Genomic DNA, 19,490 nt, shown 5'->3' on the forward strand with positions numbered 1-19,490 from the left:
TTTCAGCCAAAAAAAAATCGCGCGGAATTGCTTCTGCGCGATTTTTTAATCCTCACCTTTAACAAAGCAGGGCTTTTCCCCTCTTTATTAAAGAGGGGTTGGGGGAGATTTTACATCTCAACCATTTCCACGCCATCAATGCGGGCAACGGTCATTAAGTCTTTATCACCACGGCCTGATACAGTCGCAATAATGATTTGGTCTTTGTCCATGGTCGGCGCAAGTTTCGTCACATAAGCCATCGCATGTGAGCTTTCCAATGCAGGGATAATACCTTCAATTTGGGTTAAATCACGGAAGCCTTGTAGCGCTTCAGTGTCATTGATTGGCACATAGTTCACACGGTGCATATCTTTGAGGAAACTGTGCTCAGGGCCTACACCTGGGTAGTCCAGGCCTGCAGAGATTGAATGTGTTTCAATGATTTGACCTTGATCATCCGACATCAAGTACGTACGGTTACCGTGAAGTACACCGACATGACCTGCGTTTAATGGTGCAGAATGCTTGCCCGTTTCAATGCCGTAGCCTGCAGCTTCAACACCGTACATTTTCACATCTTCATCATTTAAGAATGGATAGAATAAGCCCATTGCATTTGAACCGCCGCCTACACATGCAACAAGCGCATCTGGTAAACGGCCAGCTTGTTCCTGAATTTGTTTACGCACTTCACGACCAATAATCGATTGGAAATCACGAACCAATTGCGGATACGGATGCGGACCTGCAACGGTACCAATCACGTAATAAGTAGAATCTACGTTTGTGACCCAGTCACGCATCGCTTCGTTCATAGCATCTTTCAATGTTTTTGAACCGCTTTCTACAGGCACAACAGTCGCACCGAGTAAACGCATACGGTACACGTTCATCGCTTGACGTTTTACGTCTTCTGCACCCATGAACACCACGCATTCAAGGCCTAAACGTGCTGCAATCGTTGCCGTTGCTACACCGTGCTGACCTGCACCTGTTTCGGCAATAATACGTTTTTTACCTGAAAGCTTAGCCAGCAAAGCCTGACCAATGGTGTTATTCACTTTATGTGAACCTGTATGGTTCAGGTCTTCACGTTTTAAATAAATTTGCGCACCACCCAACTCTTTCGACCATCGTTCAGCATAATACAAAGGACTAGGACGACCGACGTAATACGCCAAGTCACGGTCGAATTCTGCCAAAAACTGGGCATCATCTTTCATGCGGAAATAGAGCTTTTCTAAGTCCTTAAGTGCTGCCATTAGAGTTTCTGACACAAAACGCCCGCCATGAATACCGAAATGCCCTTGTGCGTCAGGGAATTGGGTATAGTCAATCTTATTTTGCTGATCCACGATGGACTCCTTGCATAAAGCGTTCTATGAGTTGTTGGTCTTTAATACCTTTTGCCGATTCTACACCACCGCTCACATCTACGGCGTAAGCGCCAGTGGTTTGAATCGCTTCTTCAATATTGTCAGGCTTTAAACCGCCCGCCAAAATTAAAGGAATATCGAGTTTTGGGAACTGTGCCCAGTCAAAGCTATGCCCTGTACCGCCTTTCAGCTCAGGATGCCATGCATCTAACAGTACGGCGCTTGCCCCTGCCTGCTGAAAAGCTTGGATTTCTGCAATCACATCCAATTCAGGTTTCATTTGAATGGCTTTATACCAACGGCGTCCAACGGACTTCGCAATCGTTTGGCACTGTTCAGGGCTTTCATCGCCATGAAACTGCAGGATGTCTACAGGTGAAATTTTTAAAATAGCCTGTATGTCCACAGCCGACGCATTCACAAATAAACCCACGGTCTGCACGTACGGCGGCACATGCTGAATCAGTTCAGCGGCCTGCACTGCCGTTACACTGCGCGGGCTGGGCGCAAAGAATACAAATCCGATCGCATCTACGCCAGCTTGGACGACTGATTGAATATCTTGAATACGTGTAATTCCGCAGATTTTGGCACGGGTTCGCATGTTGTTTTGGCTCTAACTCCGCCCTATTCATAGCCTATCTATGAATATAAAGGCGAATCATTGTAATGCAATTTTCATGCATTGCGTGGATTTTCAGCATGATTCCACTGCAAAAATAAAAAGCCCTGAATGATCAGAGCTTTTTGAATAATTGATTCAATTATTTCATTGCATAACGTAAGGTTAGCCAAGCAGTACGGCCGTCTTGACGGTAGTAATAGTCATCAAATGAGTCATACACGGTGTAATATTCTTTATCAAACATATTGGCAAGTTTGGCTTGTACAGAAAATTCAGGGGTCGCTTGATAGGTTAAACGTACATCTGCTGTCGCAAAACTGCCAAAGCTTGTTGTATTAGCGGCATCCTTATAACGCTGGTCTTCTGCGTGTACAGAGCCACCTAGCGTCCATTTATCCATCGTATAATCTGCAGATACATTCAATAATTGACCTGCACGACCCGCAATTTGATTGCCTTTGGTCGCCCCCGAATTATATTCAGGCTCTTGATACGTATAGTTTAAGTTCCACGTGAAGTTGTCCAGTGACTGTCCGAACTCAGCTTCCACACCCTTAATTTTTGCTTTCGCAATATTGGTTCCGCCTGAAATCATATTATCAATTTCATTATGGAAGGCAGAAACAGACCAGTTCAGCCATTGCGACCCTTTGAATCCAATTTCAATATTTTCAGACTCTTCAGGGACTAAGTTTGGATTTGACCAGCCCGGATAATATAAGTCATTAAATGTTGGTGAGCGGAAAGCGGTACCGTATGAAACATAAGTGCTGTAGTTGTCATTAAATGAATAACCAACAGCGGCATTGCCTGTGGTGTGATCACCAAACTGTTCGTTATCATCTAAGCGAATAGCAGCTTGCAGGTTCACTCGACCAAAATCACCAAGATATTGCGCATAGTAACCGACATTATCACGCTCTTTTTCATCGTAATTGGTGGTGCTGTCGACTTGATCATTTAAGTAATCCACACCCACCAATAGTGTGTTATTGGCATTGAAAGATAATGTGTTTAACCAGCTGATGCTGTCTTTTGTGGTATCAAATACACCAGTTGATTTATCTGCACTAAAGGTTTCGTATTTATCTTCTGAACGGCCAAATTTAAGCTGCGTTTTCCAAAGATCTACAGGAGAATAGCTAAAGCCTACGCCATACACATTTTGCTCGACCTTGTTGTAAGGATTTACATTATATGGACTATCGTAATTTGTTTCACCATTTACATAGAGAACATTAAAATCAGCTGCAAATTGATCATTAAATTGATGACCCGCTTTGATGGACGCAGAATAGTTTTCATAACCATCTTTATCTGTTTCAGTCGGCAAAGTTGTTACATCTAAACCTTGTGTTTTCAAGCCTGCCAAACTCAGCGTCGCCCAAGAATTATCCTGACGAATATTCACACCGACATTTGCATCGTAAGTTTCATGTGAACCATACTTGAGCGAAGCAAATGGTTTTACGCCATTTTGCGTCCCTTTACGGGTGAAGATTTGAATCACACCGCCTACAGCTTCAGAACCATATAAACTTGAGCGCGGACCTTTGACCACTTCTACACGTTCAATTTGATCAACTGGCAAATGCTCAAATGAAGTTTGGCCTGAAGTTGCCGAACCCAGTTTTTGACCATCCACCAATACCAATACCGCAGTAGAACCTGTACCACGAATTGAAATACTGGTTGGCTGACCTAAACCACCAGAGTTGGTATACGTTACGCCCGGCACTGTACGAAGCAATTCTTGTAAAGAAGTAAATTGCTTACGTTCAATTTCTTCACGGTTAATGACTGTGACTGCTGCCAAAGTTTTTTGTGCGTCTTGCTCAACAATATTGGCAACCGTGTTGGTAATCACTGGAAGCTGATAAACTTGGTCTGCTGCCATCGCAGCAGAAAGTGGAGATAAAACAAAAAGTGACCCGATAAGAGTCTTAGAAAAAGAATGCATGCTGTATTCCCCGATCGCACCGCCCGTGCGAATAATAAAATGGATAACGCAGGCGGATTCAGGCAGCAATGCAAGGCCTATATTGGCGTCATGATGCAATCCCGCTATAACGCCCGCCGCATTATGTATAGGTCTGCATCAGGCCGGTCTCCGGACTTAAGGATTTATCGAAATAAAGCCTATTCACCGTTGCGGGGGCAGTGTCAGATTCAAATCACTTTTCAATGTTTAGACTGACTTCCCAGTTTCACTTCTCAATTAAGAAAGCACCTGAAGCGCAGGCAGATTAATTTCTGCTCCACAGCAAGTCAAGCTGTATATGTACCTATCTTCAAATACCCCATAGTTTCGATTGTTCGATAAATCGGAGTTCTCTATACTTAAGCCATTCACAACAGTTGGCATGGGAAGTTTCCACAACACTGCCCCCGCAACGGTGTGCAAGCAATGCCTTGCCAGTCCGATACCTGCTCACTGTGTTCTATCACTCAATCATTTACGTGGGGTAAATGCATGGAGCATTGTATGCCTTTTCCTTTTCAGCCGACTGCGCTTGCAGCTGGCATATCTGCCCTTTGTATTTTTAGCTCCCAAATATCTGTTGCAGCAGATTCCATTGCACAACCTAAATTGGACACCATTGTCGTCACAGCAACACGTTCTGCAGAAAAATTAGAAAATGTGCCTGCGCGTATTTCCATTATTGATGAGTCGCTCATAGATCAATCACCAATTGCATCATTTCCACATTTATTAATGAGTGATGCTTCTATCAATATGGTGCAGCTGGGTGGCTATGGACAACAAGCTTCATTTTTTTTACGTGGCACAGAGTCAGACCACACTTTGGTATTGCGTGACGGTGTCCGTTTAAATAATGATGCCAGCGGTTTAGCGCCAAATAATTTTATAGATACCACAGACATTAAGCAGATTGAGGTTTTAAAAGGCCCAGCATCTGTCCTTTATGGCACCAATGCCATTGGTGGTGTGGTACAAATCATTAGCAAAACCCCTGAAAAAAATGCAGCTTTTATCAGCGCTGAAATAGGTGAAAATCTAACCTATAAAAGTACTGTCGGGGTAGACCTAGCCAAGCAAGGTTTTTATGCGCAAATTCGTGGACAGCGTTTAGAAACCGACGGCACACTGATTCATGAACATAAAAATGCCAGAGCTTCTAGCTTTAATCAAAAAGGCGTGTCTGCCAAATTTGGCTATGAAGAAACACGCTTTGGCACTTCATTGGATTATTCTGAAAACCAAGGTAATGCTCAATATGAGCAATACAGCTGGAATTCACTGCAATATGAGCAAAAGTCGCAAGATTTTAAAAATCAAATTGCAACCCTGAAGTCACGCTTCAACCCCACAGATCAGCTGACCCTGAATGCTCGCGTGTCTTATTTTAAAGATGAGTTGGAACAGCTCAAAATCTTTGAACAGACCCATTATGAATCCACTGAATATGAACTGACCGCAAAACAGCAAATGACGCCGTCTCAGAACATCATTGCAGGCATCACCCATCGGCAGCTAGAAACATCAACGCTAAAAACTGCAGAGTATTTTCATCAAGACTTAAACAGTACGGGTTATTATCTACAGCACCAATATCAAACTGATAAATTAAAAACTCAAGCGGGTATTCGTCGTGAAGACCATGAAAAATATGGTCAACACACGGTCGGACAAGTTGCTGCGCGTTATTTTTTCACGCCGTTGTTTAGTAGCTATGCCAATATTGGTACAGCATTTAAAGCGCCAACCATGAACGACTTATATTATGGCGACTATGCAAACCCTGACTTAAAACCCGAAGAAAGTCAATCCTATGAAATTGGGCTAGACCTACAAATGACACCACAACTAAAAACTGGTATGTCTATCTACAGAACTGAAATTGATAACCTTATTGATTCTGATCCCAACAATAACTGGAAGTTTGCCAATATTGATGCAGTGACCATTCAAGGTTCAGAAGTCTATGTGAATTGGAGCAATGAGGCATTTTTTACAAAGGCCAGTTATAGCTACAATCAAGCAAAAAATGATAAAACAGGTTTGGATTTGAGCCGCCGCCCACGTCAAAAACTGGCATTGTCAGCTGGTTGGGCTGATGAACATTATGGGCTGTCAACAACGCTGAGTGCGAACAGCCATTCAGACAGCAGTAATTATGATGAGGATGTGATCCCTGGACATGCTCAGATTGATTTCAATAGTTATTACCAACCCAACGAGCAACTGCGCTTCTTTGCCAATATTCAAAATGTCGGCGATGTTCAATATAAAACGGCTTCTGCTGGCAATTTCGACGGCAAATTCTATTTAAATGGCGGCCGTTTGGCTTCCTTTGGCATCACAGTTAGATATTAATTTCACACTGATTTATTCAACTTTTAATCAAAAAATGGACAATTAAAATGGGCCACCGTTTAAGCAAAATTTACACCCGCACAGGCGATTCAGGCACGACAGGTTTAGGCGACGGATCACGTGTTGCTAAGGATGATTTACGCATTGAAGCCTTAGGCGATGTCGATGAACTCAATTCAAGTATTGGTATTCTGCGTTCGCATATTGCCCTTAGCAACATTGAAGATAAAGCGACTTGGGACAAATCCCTTAGCCTGATTCAGCATTGGTTATTCGACCTTGGCGGTGAAGTCTGCATTCCAAACTTCAACTTGGTACAGCCTGTGTCGATTGAGTTTTTGGAAAATGACATCGACCGCATGAATGAAGCACTTCCGATGCTGAAAGACTTTATCCTGCCTTCAGGCACTTTAGTATGTAGCTTTGCCCATCAGGCTCGTAGCGTATGCCGCCGCGCAGAACGCCGTTTAATGGCTGTACATAACCGTGACCAAAACATTCAAGCGCCGTCATTGCAACTACTTAACCGTCTGTCTGACTGGTTATTTGTCGCATCAAGAACTTTACAGCGCGCCGAAGGTGGTTCTGAAGTGTTATGGCAAAAGAATATTAATGACACGATTGATCAATAAGTATTGGATCAAAACATTGCTCAAATCCTTTGACCAATTAAAAGTCTATTTTACATTGAAATAAATTGAAACATTTCGTCCGATCATTCTTGTAATTCAAAATGATCGGCTCAAAATAATACTGTCATCTCCCTGTCATGCTTACAGGACACTATGTTTTTATCTTTCAATTTTGCAGGCCCCTTATGCGCATAATCGGACACCGTGGCGCTCGTGGCGAAGCACCTGAAAACACCCTTGGTGGTTTTCAATATATTCAAGACTTAGGGATTCGTGCTGTCGAATTTGACGTTCGGCAACTTAAAGATCGTGCCCTAGTGATCATGCATGATGACCAATTTATGCGAACGACAGGTCAAGATAAACATCTATATGAATGTAGTTCACAAGAGTTAGAACCCTATAACCATGCTGTGACTTGGTCAGAATGGAATAAAGTTGAGCCGACGCCACTGCTCGAACAAACGCTCAAAATTATTCATAACTTCGATCATATTGAAGTCGAAGTGAAAGCAGTGAAGACACAGACTGAAGCTGAAGCGCTGACTGAAACCTTGGAACAACAGCTCCAAGGGTTCGAACATTCCGCTGTGATCACCAGTTTTGACCCTAAAATTCATCTTGCTTTGCAACAGAAAAAATCTGGCTTCAAACGTGGGCTACTGGTTGAAACGGACGTAAAATTTAAAGCGATTGAACAAGCACTCGAATTGGGTTGTATTCAAATTGGTTGGATGAACCAACTTGCCAATTCAGACATTATTCAGGCCACACAGCAGGCAAAATTAAATGTGAGCGTGTGGACTGTCAACGACGTTGATCGTGCTAAACAGCTTAAAGATTGGGGCATTAACGGCTTAATTACCGACTATCCTAAATTAATGATGCAGCATTTTTAATGCTGCTTTATCCACCTAGATTTGTGTAATTCACTTCTCGATCAACACGTCGCTATTTTAATCGGTCTATTTTCTTTCCAAAACCAATACAGTTTGTCCCCGACTGTTTTGCATCGTCATGTGTTTCCCTTTTATTTGAAATTGTGTTGCGGCTTGCAAGGCATCTGAAAGTTCAGCCTCTTGAGCCAAAGCCGAATCACAACTGAAATAGCCTGCTCGCGCATTCAAATCAATGCTGTGTTTTAAGGTATCGATCACATAAGTGCCATTGATATTGTTACATCCCGTATTTCCCTGAATTTGTCGAAATTGCGAATTGAACTGAAGATAAGGTTGATGATGAAAGAACTTAGCTTTTTGTCCAGCGATTTTCACAATCATCCATGGAATATCTTGTATCCCATCGTTCACGCGAATAACTTTTAATGGCTGCTCAATACTGTTGCCCAGTGACTTTCCGTGTGACTTTATAGTCACCGTCTGCGTAGGAGAATTTTGACAAGCCATCAGTCCAAGACAACTGATCAGAAAGCTGCCCCAGATGCAGTATTTGATAAGTAATTTCAGATTATTTTGACAAATTTGCTGATTTTTTGGCATCTTTTTACTCCACAAAAAGTCAAATAACTTCAGTCGTATTATGTTACTGTTTAGAACAATACAACTGTACAATAACAGTGGTGAAAACGGGTTTTCCCGTGCTACTATTCTTTACGTTTAAAATCCCTTAAAAATTTAATGGGATTCGTCCTATCTATACCTCCCAAGGTTTCAGGAGTGCTGTTGGAGATGAATGCTCCCCTACCCAAAGCCCCAATGAACTGGATTGCCATTTTTGCATTGGTGTTTTTACCTATTGTCGCAGTTATTGCAATTCCGTTATATGCCATTAATCATGATTTTAGTGCCGCTGCTTGGATCAGTATGTTTGTTTTACTGGGTGTTAGTAGTTTAGGTATTACCGCAGGTTATCACCGCTTATGGGCACACCGTGCTTATGAAGCAACCTTGCCTTTAAAAATCATTTTAATGCTCATGGGTACTTTTGCAGTTCAAAATAGTATTTTATTTTGGGCTTCAGGCCACCGTACACATCACCGTCATGTTGATGATGTGGATCAAGATCCATACTCAATCAACCGTGGTTTTTGGTATGCACACATTGGTTGGATGCTTCGTGATTATCCAGCAGCAGCACCAAACTATAAAAATGCACCTGACTTATTAAAAGATAAAGTCGTGATGTTCCAAGACAAATATTACATCCCTTTAGTAATTGCCGTTCACGCAGCTATTTTGTTACCAATTGGTTGGGCTGTTGGCGACATGTGGGGCGTTCTATTATTGGGCGGTTTAATGCGCCTAATCTTGAGCCATCATGTGACGTTCTTTATTAACTCACTTTGCCATATGTGGGGAAAACGTCCGTATACTGATGAAAATACAGCACGTGACAACTTTGTTCTAGCTATTGCTACTTGGGGTGAGGGTTATCATAACTATCACCACATTTTCCAATACGACTACCGTAATGGTGTGAAATGGTGGCAATACGATCCAACAAAATGGTTGATTTGGAGCTGCTCTAAATTAGGTCTTGCTAAAAATTTACGCCGTATTCCTAGCTTTAATATTAAAAAAGCTGAGTTGGCTATGAAGTTCAAATATGCTGAACAAGACCTTGCGATCTATGGTCTCAACATGACCGATGACATTGCAACAGCTAAGCAACGTATTTCTCAAGAATATGATGCGTTTTCGCAAACCTTAAATGACTGGGCAAAATTAAAAGAACAGGAAATTCAAGCGAAGAAAACCGCCGTTGCTGAAAAAATTCATCAAATGGATGACAAACTCAAACTTGAATTCCAGCAAGTTGAACAACGCCTATCTCAGCACCGTGAAACACTGAATCAATTAATGCGTAATTTGAAAAAGAAAACCGCTTAACTGTTTTAAAGCTCCTCAAATGTTATAGCCTCCCTTGTGGAGGCTTTATCATTTTAAGCTACAGTTTTTCTATCTGGTCTTTGCTATAGTTTAAACATAATTTGAATTTTTAAAGATCATTATGCTGTTCAATGCCCGATATAACACCCTGCCACCTCGCCTGTACCATCATCAGCAGCCTGTACCCTTAAAAGGCTCAAAATCAGGACATTTCAATGCTGCTTTGGCTGAACAGTTACAATGGTCGGATGAAGATAAAGCTCAATGGGTAGAGATTTGCAGTGGGCAAAAAACCTTTGAGGAATTTGAGCCGCTAGCGATGGTCTATGCTGGTCATCAGTTTGGTCAATGGGCCGGTCAACTTGGTGATGGACGCGGCTTATTGATTGCGCAAATCATCGATAAACATGGGCAAACCATTGACCTCCATCTCAAAGGTGCCGGCTCGACCCCTTACTCACGCATGGGCGATGGTCGTGCAGTGCTGCGCTCGACCATTCGTGAATATTTGGCAGGACATGCGCTGAACAGCTTAGGCGTTGCATCAAGCAATGCGGTAGGTTTTACCAGTTCTGAGCAAGGTGTACAGCGCGAAAAACTCGAGCTCGGTGCGATGATGCTACGTACATCTGACTGTCATATTCGATTGGGGCATTTTGAATGGATAAATCAATATCAAAGCGATTTACTGCCTGAATTCACGCAAAAATGCATCGAATGGCACTACCCTGAATGCTTGGATGCCGAACAACCGATTTTAGCTTTTGCCACTCAAGTCATTCAGCGTACCGCAGTGATGATTGCCAAATGGCAGCTCATTGGTTTCGCACATGGCGTGATGAATACTGACAATCTGAATATTACTGGTTCAACGCTCGATTTTGGACCTTATGGATTTATGGAGCGCTTCCGCCCAAACTGGATCAACAACCATTCGGATTACCAAGGCCGCTATACCTATCAGCAGCAGCCGAGCATTGGGCATTGGAATTTATGGCAATGGCTGAATAATCTCATTCCGCTCTGCCCTACGGACTATGACAAAGAACAGTGGAAAGAAGATTTAGCTAAGTGCTTAGAGCATTTTGAACTGACCTTCTTGGAACATTATAAATTGGGCTTAGCTCAGAAAATGGGTTTGCCAAGTTTTCATAAAGACAGCTTTGACTGCGCCATGGCCTTTTTGCGTATTCTGCAAAGTGAACAGCTGGATTACACGCAAAGCTTTATTCGTCTGCAAAATCATGAATATGAAGCCATTAAAGATGACTGTTTAGACCGTCGCGCATTTGAAGGTTTCTTAGCCCAATATGAAAGCATCCGTGCGCATCAGGACACCGATGCTTTAGATGCTGAAATGGCAAAGGCCAATCCGCATTATATTTTGCGAAATCACATGGCGCAAAAAGCCATTGAACTGGCAGAGCGTAATGATTTTTCTGAAGTTGAACGCTTATTTACATTACTAAGCCAGCCTTATCTGAAACAGCCTGAACTGGAAACAACAGAAGATTTAGGCCCCTTGCCAAGTGATGTGCCTGAAGTGATGGTGAGCTGCTCGTCTTAAACATTTATCCACAAATTCATGCATCAATCGAAGCAAAATTGTGGATAATTTAGACATTATCCACAATACCGAAATGGATGGACTGTAATGCCGTCCATCCTCTAAAAAATAATGACAAGAAAACGTATCGCTATTTTTAGTTTCGCTACCCTCTTCTGTATTGTGGCGGCCTACCTTGCCTATCAAAAATTTGAAAAATATCTACCTACACCTACCAATGCACTAGCCTTTCCACCTGAATTAAGCGATGCACAAATTCAAAAAATTCGCACAGAAACGCCGATCGACAATATTCAGGTACATAAAGCTCAGCGTTATTTGGAATTAAAACATCAGGATCAAGTCATTCGACGTTACCCGATGCGTCTGGGTTTTCAACCGCTTGGACATAAAGTTCAAGAAGGTGATGGCAAAACGCCAGAAGGAACTTATCATATAGATTGGCGCAATCCGCAAAGCGCATTTTATAAATCTTTGCATATCTCTTACCCCAATGCGACCGATAAACAGAAGGCTAAAGATTTAGGGGTTTCTGCAGGTGGTGACATTATGATTCATGGTTCAGCGACCAGTTTGCAGGTGAAAACAGCGTCACAGCTGATGACTTATTTTCCACAAAAAGATTGGACTTGGGGCTGTATTGCAGTGCGTAATATTGATATGGATGAAATTTGGCAATTGGTGAATAATGATACCGCTATTCATATTCATCCTTAAGCTTTAACGCTCAGGCTTATTTTTGGGTTATCCATTATGATTGTATTACATGCTATAGCAGCTAGGACTGCCTTAGCCCTGCCTGAAACTACATGCAGCCAGCCTTTTGGTGAAGGCTGTGATGTGTTTAAGGTGATGGATAAGGTTTTTATGCTGAGTTTTCATTTAGAAGGCAAAGCAGCCGTTAATTTAAAAGTACTGCCAGACAATGGCTCAATGCTTAGAGATATTTATCCCTTTATTCGTGCAGGCTGGCATATGAATAAGCAGCATTGGATTTCTGTTTTTACAGATGAAGAATTGGAAGAAGAACTGCTGCAGGATTTGGTGCTAAATTCTTATGAATTGGTTGTATCGAAGTTAAATAAAGGACAGCGGCAAAGGATAGAGTTGCTGAGGAATGTTTAGATAACACTTCCCTTACGATCAGATTATTTTTTTTAATTTCGTGTAATCGCAATTATGTTTAATCGGTGTATTATTAACAGACTGGAATATTATTTTTCTATATAATTCTTAATCTCTTACTTTAGTTAAACCAATAATCAAAATGAAACTACTAATAATCATTGGCATTACTTTAAGCTTCAATTCATTAGCATGGTCTGCATTACCTGAAAATAATCAAATTTCTTCAATTCTCAAAAACCAACTCAGCGATAAAATATTAACTGAATCTGAAATTATGGAAGGTGCTGCACAAACCCAAGGTCTATATCAATATTGCATCCAAGATACTGTAAGCAAACTTAAGCTTATGTATCCTGATGCAGATCAAGCAATGACAATGGATACCGTTAATAATGCTTGTATATATCCTGAAGATCGCTTTAATCTATATAGCATATTATTAGCTGCTTCTAGCATGAAAAAACCTATGTCAGAGAAAGAAGCGGCCATATTTATAGAACAAAATTATCTTAACAATGGTCGTAATCAAACAAATGCTACTCAGCGTGAGAAAGTTTATACAAACCTAGGTTTATTAAAGTAAAAAATCATCGAAGACTTTTGAAAAATTAAATAATTTTTTATTGAATTAATATTCCAAGCTTCTGTCATATAACATAGATTAAGTTTTCTAAAATCAGCATAATACACGTTATACGAAATAATTTGTTTTATCCAATATAAATCATAATCTTATTTAAATTCGCCCTAGAATTGAGTGCACTAGAGCAGTTTTTATATGAATATTCACTCAATTTGCGTATTTTCTCAGAATTTTTCAAAATCATTTTTTAGTGACAGTGAACAAAGGCTCATCCCTAAGCCTTCATAGTATTAAACCTTCTTCAATTGCATCACTTTAAACAGCACATACAGCAGTAAAATCCATACGGGCTGCATCAGCACCGACAGCATAAAGCCCTGATTCCACATGATGTATAAAATCATCAGCATGAACACCAAAACAAAATAGTTGGTGAACGGTGCAAATAAAGCAGGAAACTTGGTCAGTATGCCCTGTTGCTGCATCGCTTTTCTAAACTTCAAATGAATCAAGCTGATCAGCATCCAATTCAGCACCGCAGCGCTCACCACGATATAAATCAAATAACTCAATGCTTTTTCAGGTAAGAAATAATTCAGCAGCACACAGCCAAAAATCAGCAAAGCAGAAAATAAAACTGCAGCAATCGGCGTACCGTATTTATTCACATGTTTAAAGGCTTTTGGCGCATTGCCCTGTTCTGCCAAACCGAGCAGCATGCGGCTATTGGCATACATGCCGCTATTACAGACCGAAACGGATGCCGTCAAAATAATAAAATTCAGCAAATGCGCCGCCCAATCAATCCCCATCTGATTAAAAATCATCACAAAAGGACTATGATCCAGACCGCCAAGTTTCAACTGGTTCCACGGCACCAGCGAAAGCAGTACCGCCAAGGAACAGATATAAAATAAGAACACGCGGATCACGGTCTGATTCACCGCTTTCGGGATATTTTGATCAGGATTTTCAGTTTCTGCCGCCGCCATGCTGATTAATTCAATGCCGCCAAAAGCAAACATCATAAAGGCTAGCATGTAGAATAAGCCTTCAAAACCGTGCGGGAAGAAGCCGCCATGTACCCATAAATTATTAATCGAAGCGGTAGAGGCTGCGCCTGCTGTAAGTAGCAGATATATACCAAAAATAATCATGGCAACAATCGCCACAACCTTAATCATCGACAGCCAAAATTCAGATTCTGCATACAGTTTGACATTAGCTAAATTGGCTAGCGTAATCACAGCAAAAAACACCAAAACTGAAACCCAAGCAGGCACATGCGGCCACCAGTAATTGATATATTTGCCTATCGCGGTCAGCTCGGTCATCACTACTAAAATATACAGAATCCAGTAGTTCCAGCCTGTTAAAAAGCCCGCAAACTTGCCCCAATATTTAAAAGCAAAATAACTGAATGAACCTGTGACTGGCTCTTGCACGATCATCTCGCCCAGCTGGCGCATAATCAGAAAAGCAATCAAACCACCAATCAAATAGCCCAGAATTATCGATGGTCCAGCCGACTCAATAATATGCGCAGAGCCTAAAAATAGCCCTGTCCCGATTGCGCCACCCATTGCAATCAGCTGAATATGGCGGTTCTTTAATCGGCGCTGCAGTTGAGGCATTTCGCTGCTCACAACACGTTCTCATCTTATAAAAAAGTGGATTGTAGCCTGTGCAGCTCTTTGCAGCCAAATATTCGCAGATCATTTCTGTATGAATCATTATGGAATACAGCGCGTGAGCTGCATTTCTCCATAGCACTTGGTCAAATTGATAGGATGGACAATACGAGCCATAAGATTCCACTCGAACAGCCGGAAGCTCTAGCTGCCAGCATACTTAAGTGGCTGAATATATTGTCCCTTTAAATATAAACAGCCCTCAATAGAGAGCTGCTTTTTAGCATTCACTGCACTTGATGGATGATTGATAGTGAATGCAGTACGTCTAAACCTATTCTAACCATTCATACTGCACCACCATGTAAATCGTTATTTACGCTGTGGAACTTCAGCCCACCGTGCATAACTCTTCGTGCTTTTCAGCACAGTGTCCGCTTGTTTTGCAGCGACGCCATTATAGTCCTGAGAGAAACTATCTAAATTTTCGTCAAAACTCGCACCATCAAATAATGGGAAAGTTCCGGCTTTTTTCTGAATCACCACATCATCAATCATCCAACCGCGGAAACCGTTATAAAGTTGATCGACTGTTCTGAATTGGAATTTCAGCTGAACATTGGCCTTGCCTGCATATTCATCTAATGAAATTGCTTCTTGCTGAACAGCAGCCGGTGCGAGGTTAAAGCCTAAATTACTGTATGGAATCGGCGCGCGCTCATATGCCGAGGATGGATCTGCCAGCGGGTTTAATCGAGCCAAAGTCTTGAAGCTATTGCCGCCGTCGGTAGAAACTAAAATATTCATCAAATCGAATCCCTGATTATTTGGATTGACAGACTCAATTTCCCACCATGTTTTAAAGCTTAAACTCAAAGGCGCTTGATACTGGCTTAGATTAATGGCAGGTGAGATTAACTCACCCATATTATGGGTATTAGATGTTCCGCCATCAAACTCTGGAGCCAAAGATGAATCACTTAAAGCGCCAATAAAGTTGCCATTTACTTTGTCGCCATACCAATATGCCGTATTACCTTGCAGTGGCTCAGGCACCTTGCCTTGACTTTGGTCATTCGGCGCTAAGCGTACACGCTGATTCACTTGATTATTACGGATGTTGTGACCTTTGTTTAGCAACTGCCAATCAACATTGGCCACACTTGGCTGCGACCTTGTCCATGCATTGCGAGTAGCAGAATCCGCTTCAAAAGTTTCACGCCATACCACATCTGCAGATGCTGTTTCAGGCAGCACTTCAAATTGATAGCCCGATGCAGAAGAAGCAATGACCGTAACTTTTTTCGTAATAGTATTAATTCCTGCACCGTTAATGGTGAGCGTGGCATTTTTCAATGCTTCAAGCAGCGCACTGGATACATTAAATGAAAGCGTGAAATATCCATTGGCATCAGTCAAAGCACTAACAAATGCGCCATTGGTCGCTGTACCGCCAGACAATGACACTTGCGCATTCGCCAAAGGTTTCCCTTTAAAAATCACTTGACCAGACAATGTTCCGACCACTGCATCATTGACTGGTGCATCACTTAATGTCTGACAGTCTTGGTCTAAGCAGTTGAGAACCACATTCAATACAATGCTCTTATTGGTATTTTTAGGATGGATCAAGAATGCCGAAACTGCAGACTGTCCATTTTTAGTGACCAAAACATAATATGTGCCTGCAGCCAATTTAGGCAGTTTAACGATGCCTTGAGCATTGGCAAGGTAACTTTGACCTTTAAAATGAGTCGCTGTCGGTAAACTGTTGATCGGTGGAAATAACTGTTCAGAATCATCTGCTGTGATTGTATTTATTGCTGTTTTCAGACTGCCTGCTTGTACTTTTTGCCATTCTTCATCAGTTAAAATCTGAATCGACGCAGCATTTAAAGCAAGATTATTCACATCTAATAAAGTCAGCTCTTCTACGCTTTTTTGTACCATAGCATCGGCGACTGGCTCTGGCGGTACACTTTCTGTCTCATCACGACCACTACCGCCACATGCCGTTAAACCCAAGAAACCCGTGACCATTATTATTGCAAATGCGCTATTTTTCATCTGTTCTGCCCTCTGGCTGTTCCATTTTTAAAAATTGTTATGTCTACATTGAACTCTGCCAGCTCAAACATACTGGTGAATATTCCAACAAAATAATAACCAATTTTCATTAAATGCGCAAATTTCGCATTTTAAATCTTTATGGCTTTCGGTTCTTCTTGTATTTAAAATTAATGCAACTAGCTATACACGTAGCAAAAAAAAACAGGCCGAAGCCTGTCCTTTCAGTATTTACAATCTATTTTAATCTTCTGGATATTCAAAACGATAACCAACGCCATACACGGCTTGAATCCACTCATGACGGTTGCCGGTTTCCGCTGCATCTGAAATCTTACGACGTAAATTTTTAATATGACTATCAATCACACGGTCAGCCACTTCAAAACTGTCTGGGTTAATATGATCAAGCAATTGCGCACGTGAATACACCTGCCCTACATGCTCTAAAAACAACTCAAGTAAACGAAACTCAGTTGGCGTTAAGCTCAACGCTTTTTGTTGATACCAAATGCGTTGCTGTGCTTTGTCCATACGGAATAAATCATTCACCTCTGGCTCTGCTTTACGTTCTAAACGACGTAATACCGCTTGCACACGTGCCACCAATTCTTTCGGACTAAACGGTTTGCAGACATAATCGTCAGCACCCATATTGAGCCCCAATACACGGTCGATTTCTTCAGTTCGTGCAGTCACCATAATAATTGGCAGATCAGACTGCTCACGTACTTTACGACAAATGGTTAAGCCATCCATACGTGGCACCATCAGGTCTAAAATCATTAGACTCGGCTTACGCTGCGTGAAGCTCTCATAGGCTTCTTGACCATCATGAAACATGCTGACTTCAAAGCCTGCAGCCTCTAGATAATCACGCACTAGCTGTGCAAGTTCCACTTCATCTTCAACCAACATGATATGTTTCATGCATGCTTCCTTTTAATATTTCATCTGTTTGGGAAATGTCAATTTGCAACGCAAACCGCCCAATGGAGAATGATCAAAACTCAACTCTCCACCCAATGCTCTAGCTATTTTTACGGATAACGCCAATCCTAATCCTGTACCACCAGTTGCACGCGTACGTGAATCATCCACACGATAGAAACGCTCACCTAAACGTGCCAACTGTTCATCAGTTAAACCAAATGGGCTATCATCAACATACACGGTCCACTGGGTTTCATCTTGCTCAGTATGAACATGCACTTCACCACCAGCTTCCGTATAACGAATACTGTTACCCAATAAGTTGACCATAATCTGTTTAAAACGGTCTATATCTAATTGTAATGAAGTCCCTTCGCCCATTGCGGTAATTTTCAAATCTGCTTGCTCAAACTTCGGCTTAAAGCTTTCAACTTCCTGCACAACGACATCCCACGGATTAATCGTAGTGAGATAACAATTTAATTGCTGTGCATCAGCTTGCGCCAAATCTGCCAAATCTTTGGTCAATTTTTTCAAACTACTGACTTGATTCAGCATCGAAGTAAAATGTTCAGGCGTTGGTTTGCGGATGCCATCTTGCATCGCTTCAATCTGTGCCTGTAATACTGCTAAAGGTGTTTTTAATTCATGTGAAGTATCGGCCACCCATTGACGACGTGAGGTTTCATGCTGATCGAGAATTACGGCCAACTGATTCAATTCATTCGATAAATCACCAAGCTCATCATTACGGTTCACCGCAACTTGATGTTGATAATTGCCCTTGGTTAATTCACGTGTTCCCATTAACAAACGCTGAATCGGTTTTTTAAAGTATGTTGCCAATAACAATGCTGCAATCAAACTTGCAATAAACGTAAGCGCATAAACCAATAATAAATAACGTTTTTGCTTACTAAAGAAGTTAATACTGATCGCATCATCTTGATCGAGGACAGGTTTGAGCCCCAAATATCCCACGATTTGATTATTCACCATAATCGGACGATAAGAGATTTGTTCATCTGTCGGCTCACCCACAACAAATTGGCGATGTGCATCATATAAAGATAAACGCGAACTCAAGCCCAAGCGGTCAGGCATTTGGATAAATTGTTTCTTACCACCATTATTACTGTTACTTTGTGAGGATTGATCTGCATCTTTTTCATCTGTGTTCGACTCTTTTGGACGGAATACATTTTGGTTCGTACTTAAAGGAAATTTTAAACCTTCAAAGGGTTGGAACTCAGATGGTAAGTTTTGTTCCAGCCATTTCAGCTCTTCAATTTTTTGCTCTGCCGTTTGCTGTGGTGTTGCCAGCATCGATGCTGCATTCAAACTATGATCTTGAAAATAGCGCTGCTGCAATGCAATGTCATATTGACGACGTAACCACCACCGAGAGAGACGATCATAGTCATCTGGTGCTGCCTGCCCTTCAATTTGCAGAATCTGTGCCTGAATCGCATTGCCCCAATCATGATAGACCGTATACACATCGGCTAAATTTTCAATGACATGGTCAAGCTTTTGCATCTCGACATCGGCCACATATTTGGTGAAATTACGCTGCATATTCCAATGCAAAACGCCAAGACTTACCGTTGTGATGACGAGCGTCGTCAACAGCACAGTCAGAAACAAGCGTAGGGCAATCGGGATACGACGTATTTTCAAAAGAGAGCTCTCATTTTTCTTCTATATTCATTATTGTAGCGAACACGCAACTAAAAAACTCTCCATTGTTTCTACATCTTTATTATTTAATCTTTAAC

16 protein-coding genes and 1 riboswitch are annotated in these 19,490 nt (G+C 41.6%); of the genes, 8 read left to right on the top strand and 8 right to left on the bottom strand.

Annotated features, from left to right (window positions below):
• Window positions 1–110: 110 nt before the first annotated feature.
• The 3 genes from trpB to FTT92_RS13130 form a co-directional block, all read right to left on the bottom strand.
• The gene (gene trpB / locus FTT92_RS13120; protein ID WP_180172325.1) at window positions 111–1,337 is read right to left on the bottom strand and encodes a tryptophan synthase subunit beta; all 1,227 of its coding nucleotides are present in this window, start codon (window positions 1,335–1,337) and stop codon (window positions 111–113) included.
• Complete coding sequence (locus FTT92_RS13125) at window positions 1,321–1,962, bottom strand: phosphoribosylanthranilate isomerase (protein WP_180172326.1); 642 nt, start codon at window positions 1,960–1,962, stop codon at window positions 1,321–1,323. The genes trpB and FTT92_RS13125 overlap by 17 nt, the downstream gene beginning before the upstream one ends.
• A gap of 160 nt (window positions 1,963–2,122) precedes the next feature.
• Window positions 2,123–3,943 (bottom strand): TonB-dependent receptor domain-containing protein, encoded by a 1,821-nt coding sequence (locus FTT92_RS13130; RefSeq protein ID WP_180172327.1) that lies wholly within the window; start codon window positions 3,941–3,943, stop codon window positions 2,123–2,125.
• Window positions 3,944–4,066: 123 nt separating this feature from the next.
• Window positions 4,067–4,232, bottom strand: a riboswitch (cobalamin riboswitch).
• A 236-nt stretch (window positions 4,233–4,468) separates the two neighbouring features.
• Here FTT92_RS13130 and FTT92_RS13135 point away from each other — a divergent pair.
• From FTT92_RS13135 to FTT92_RS13145, 3 genes are all read left to right on the top strand, one after another.
• Window positions 4,469–6,322: a TonB-dependent siderophore receptor gene (locus tag FTT92_RS13135; protein ID WP_180172328.1), complete on the top strand. Its 1,854-nt coding sequence runs from the start codon at window positions 4,469–4,471 to the stop codon at window positions 6,320–6,322.
• Between the two features lie 47 nt (window positions 6,323–6,369).
• A complete protein-coding gene (locus FTT92_RS13140; protein ID WP_180172329.1) occupies window positions 6,370–6,954 on the top strand; it encodes a cob(I)yrinic acid a,c-diamide adenosyltransferase in 585 nt (194 codons plus the stop codon).
• A 185-nt stretch (window positions 6,955–7,139) separates the two neighbouring features.
• Window positions 7,140–7,853, top strand: a complete 714-nt coding sequence (locus tag FTT92_RS13145) for a glycerophosphodiester phosphodiesterase (RefSeq protein ID WP_180063997.1) — start codon at window positions 7,140–7,142, stop codon at window positions 7,851–7,853.
• 66 nt (window positions 7,854–7,919) lie between these two features.
• On the opposite strand, the gene FTT92_RS13150 is transcribed toward FTT92_RS13145, so the two are convergent.
• Entirely contained in the window at window positions 7,920–8,453 is a 534-nt protein-coding gene (locus FTT92_RS13150; protein WP_180172330.1) for an META domain-containing protein, read from the bottom strand.
• A gap of 189 nt (window positions 8,454–8,642) precedes the next feature.
• Between FTT92_RS13150 and FTT92_RS13155 the strand changes: the two genes are divergently transcribed.
• The 5 genes from FTT92_RS13155 to FTT92_RS13175 all read left to right on the top strand — a co-directional run bounded on the left by FTT92_RS13155 (window position 8,643) and on the right by FTT92_RS13175 (window position 13,081).
• A complete protein-coding gene (locus tag FTT92_RS13155) occupies window positions 8,643–9,803 on the top strand; it encodes an acyl-CoA desaturase (RefSeq protein ID WP_078194143.1) in 1,161 nt (386 codons plus the stop codon).
• A 121-nt stretch (window positions 9,804–9,924) separates the two neighbouring features.
• The gene (locus FTT92_RS13160) at window positions 9,925–11,370 is read left to right on the top strand and encodes a YdiU family protein (protein WP_180172331.1); all 1,446 of its coding nucleotides are present in this window, start codon (window positions 9,925–9,927) and stop codon (window positions 11,368–11,370) included.
• Between the two features lie 111 nt (window positions 11,371–11,481).
• The gene (locus FTT92_RS13165) at window positions 11,482–12,087 is read left to right on the top strand and encodes a murein L,D-transpeptidase family protein (RefSeq protein ID WP_180172332.1); all 606 of its coding nucleotides are present in this window, start codon (window positions 11,482–11,484) and stop codon (window positions 12,085–12,087) included.
• A 39-nt stretch (window positions 12,088–12,126) separates the two neighbouring features.
• Window positions 12,127–12,495, top strand: a complete 369-nt coding sequence (locus FTT92_RS13170) for an MmcQ/YjbR family DNA-binding protein (protein WP_180172372.1) — start codon at window positions 12,127–12,129, stop codon at window positions 12,493–12,495.
• 142 nt (window positions 12,496–12,637) lie between these two features.
• Window positions 12,638–13,081: a hypothetical protein gene (locus FTT92_RS13175; protein WP_218951584.1), complete on the top strand. Its 444-nt coding sequence runs from the start codon at window positions 12,638–12,640 to the stop codon at window positions 13,079–13,081.
• Window positions 13,082–13,371: 290 nt separating this feature from the next.
• On the opposite strand, the gene FTT92_RS13180 is transcribed toward FTT92_RS13175, so the two are convergent.
• The 4 genes from FTT92_RS13180 to baeS form a co-directional block, all read right to left on the bottom strand.
• Window positions 13,372–14,727, bottom strand: a complete 1,356-nt coding sequence (locus tag FTT92_RS13180; protein WP_180172333.1) for an amino acid permease — start codon at window positions 14,725–14,727, stop codon at window positions 13,372–13,374.
• A gap of 357 nt (window positions 14,728–15,084) precedes the next feature.
• Window positions 15,085–16,779, bottom strand: coding sequence for a carboxypeptidase regulatory-like domain-containing protein (locus tag FTT92_RS13185; RefSeq protein WP_180172334.1), 1,695 nt, complete (start codon window positions 16,777–16,779; stop codon window positions 15,085–15,087).
• 243 nt (window positions 16,780–17,022) lie between these two features.
• Complete coding sequence (locus FTT92_RS13190) at window positions 17,023–17,709, bottom strand: response regulator (protein ID WP_111885370.1); 687 nt, start codon at window positions 17,707–17,709, stop codon at window positions 17,023–17,025.
• A 12-nt stretch (window positions 17,710–17,721) separates the two neighbouring features.
• Entirely contained in the window at window positions 17,722–19,392 is a 1,671-nt protein-coding gene (gene baeS, locus FTT92_RS13195) for a sensor histidine kinase efflux regulator BaeS (RefSeq protein ID WP_180121863.1), read from the bottom strand.
• Window positions 19,393–19,490: the final 98 nt, after the last annotated feature.

Source organism: Acinetobacter sp. YH12023, assembly GCF_013420135.1.
Lineage (GTDB): Bacteria > Pseudomonadota > Gammaproteobacteria > Pseudomonadales > Moraxellaceae > Acinetobacter > Acinetobacter amyesii.

What these genes read in the sequence shown, in the direction of transcription:
- FTT92_RS13150 (WP_180172330.1), bottom strand. Translation starts at nt 8,453, where the DNA reads ATGCCAAAAAATCAGCAAATTTGTCAAAATAATCTGAAATTACTTATC.
- FTT92_RS13140 (WP_180172329.1), top strand. Translation starts at nt 6,370, where the DNA reads ATGGGCCACCGTTTAAGCAAAATTTACACCCGCACAGGCGATTCAGGC.
- FTT92_RS13145 (WP_180063997.1), top strand. Translation starts at nt 7,140, where the DNA reads ATGCGCATAATCGGACACCGTGGCGCTCGTGGCGAAGCACCTGAAAAC.
- FTT92_RS13135 (WP_180172328.1), top strand. Translation starts at nt 4,469, where the DNA reads ATGCCTTTTCCTTTTCAGCCGACTGCGCTTGCAGCTGGCATATCTGCC.
- FTT92_RS13155 (WP_078194143.1), top strand. Translation starts at nt 8,643, where the DNA reads ATGAATGCTCCCCTACCCAAAGCCCCAATGAACTGGATTGCCATTTTT.
- FTT92_RS13190 (WP_111885370.1), bottom strand. Translation starts at nt 17,709, where the DNA reads ATGAAACATATCATGTTGGTTGAAGATGAAGTGGAACTTGCACAGCTA.
- FTT92_RS13130 (WP_180172327.1), bottom strand. Translation starts at nt 3,943, where the DNA reads ATGCATTCTTTTTCTAAGACTCTTATCGGGTCACTTTTTGTTTTATCT.
- FTT92_RS13125 (WP_180172326.1), bottom strand. Translation starts at nt 1,962, where the DNA reads ATGCGAACCCGTGCCAAAATCTGCGGAATTACACGTATTCAAGATATT.
- FTT92_RS13165 (WP_180172332.1), top strand. Translation starts at nt 11,482, where the DNA reads ATGACAAGAAAACGTATCGCTATTTTTAGTTTCGCTACCCTCTTCTGT.
- FTT92_RS13185 (WP_180172334.1), bottom strand. Translation starts at nt 16,779, where the DNA reads ATGAAAAATAGCGCATTTGCAATAATAATGGTCACGGGTTTCTTGGGT.
- FTT92_RS13160 (WP_180172331.1), top strand. Translation starts at nt 9,925, where the DNA reads ATGCTGTTCAATGCCCGATATAACACCCTGCCACCTCGCCTGTACCAT.
- FTT92_RS13175 (WP_218951584.1), top strand. Translation starts at nt 12,638, where the DNA reads ATGAAACTACTAATAATCATTGGCATTACTTTAAGCTTCAATTCATTA.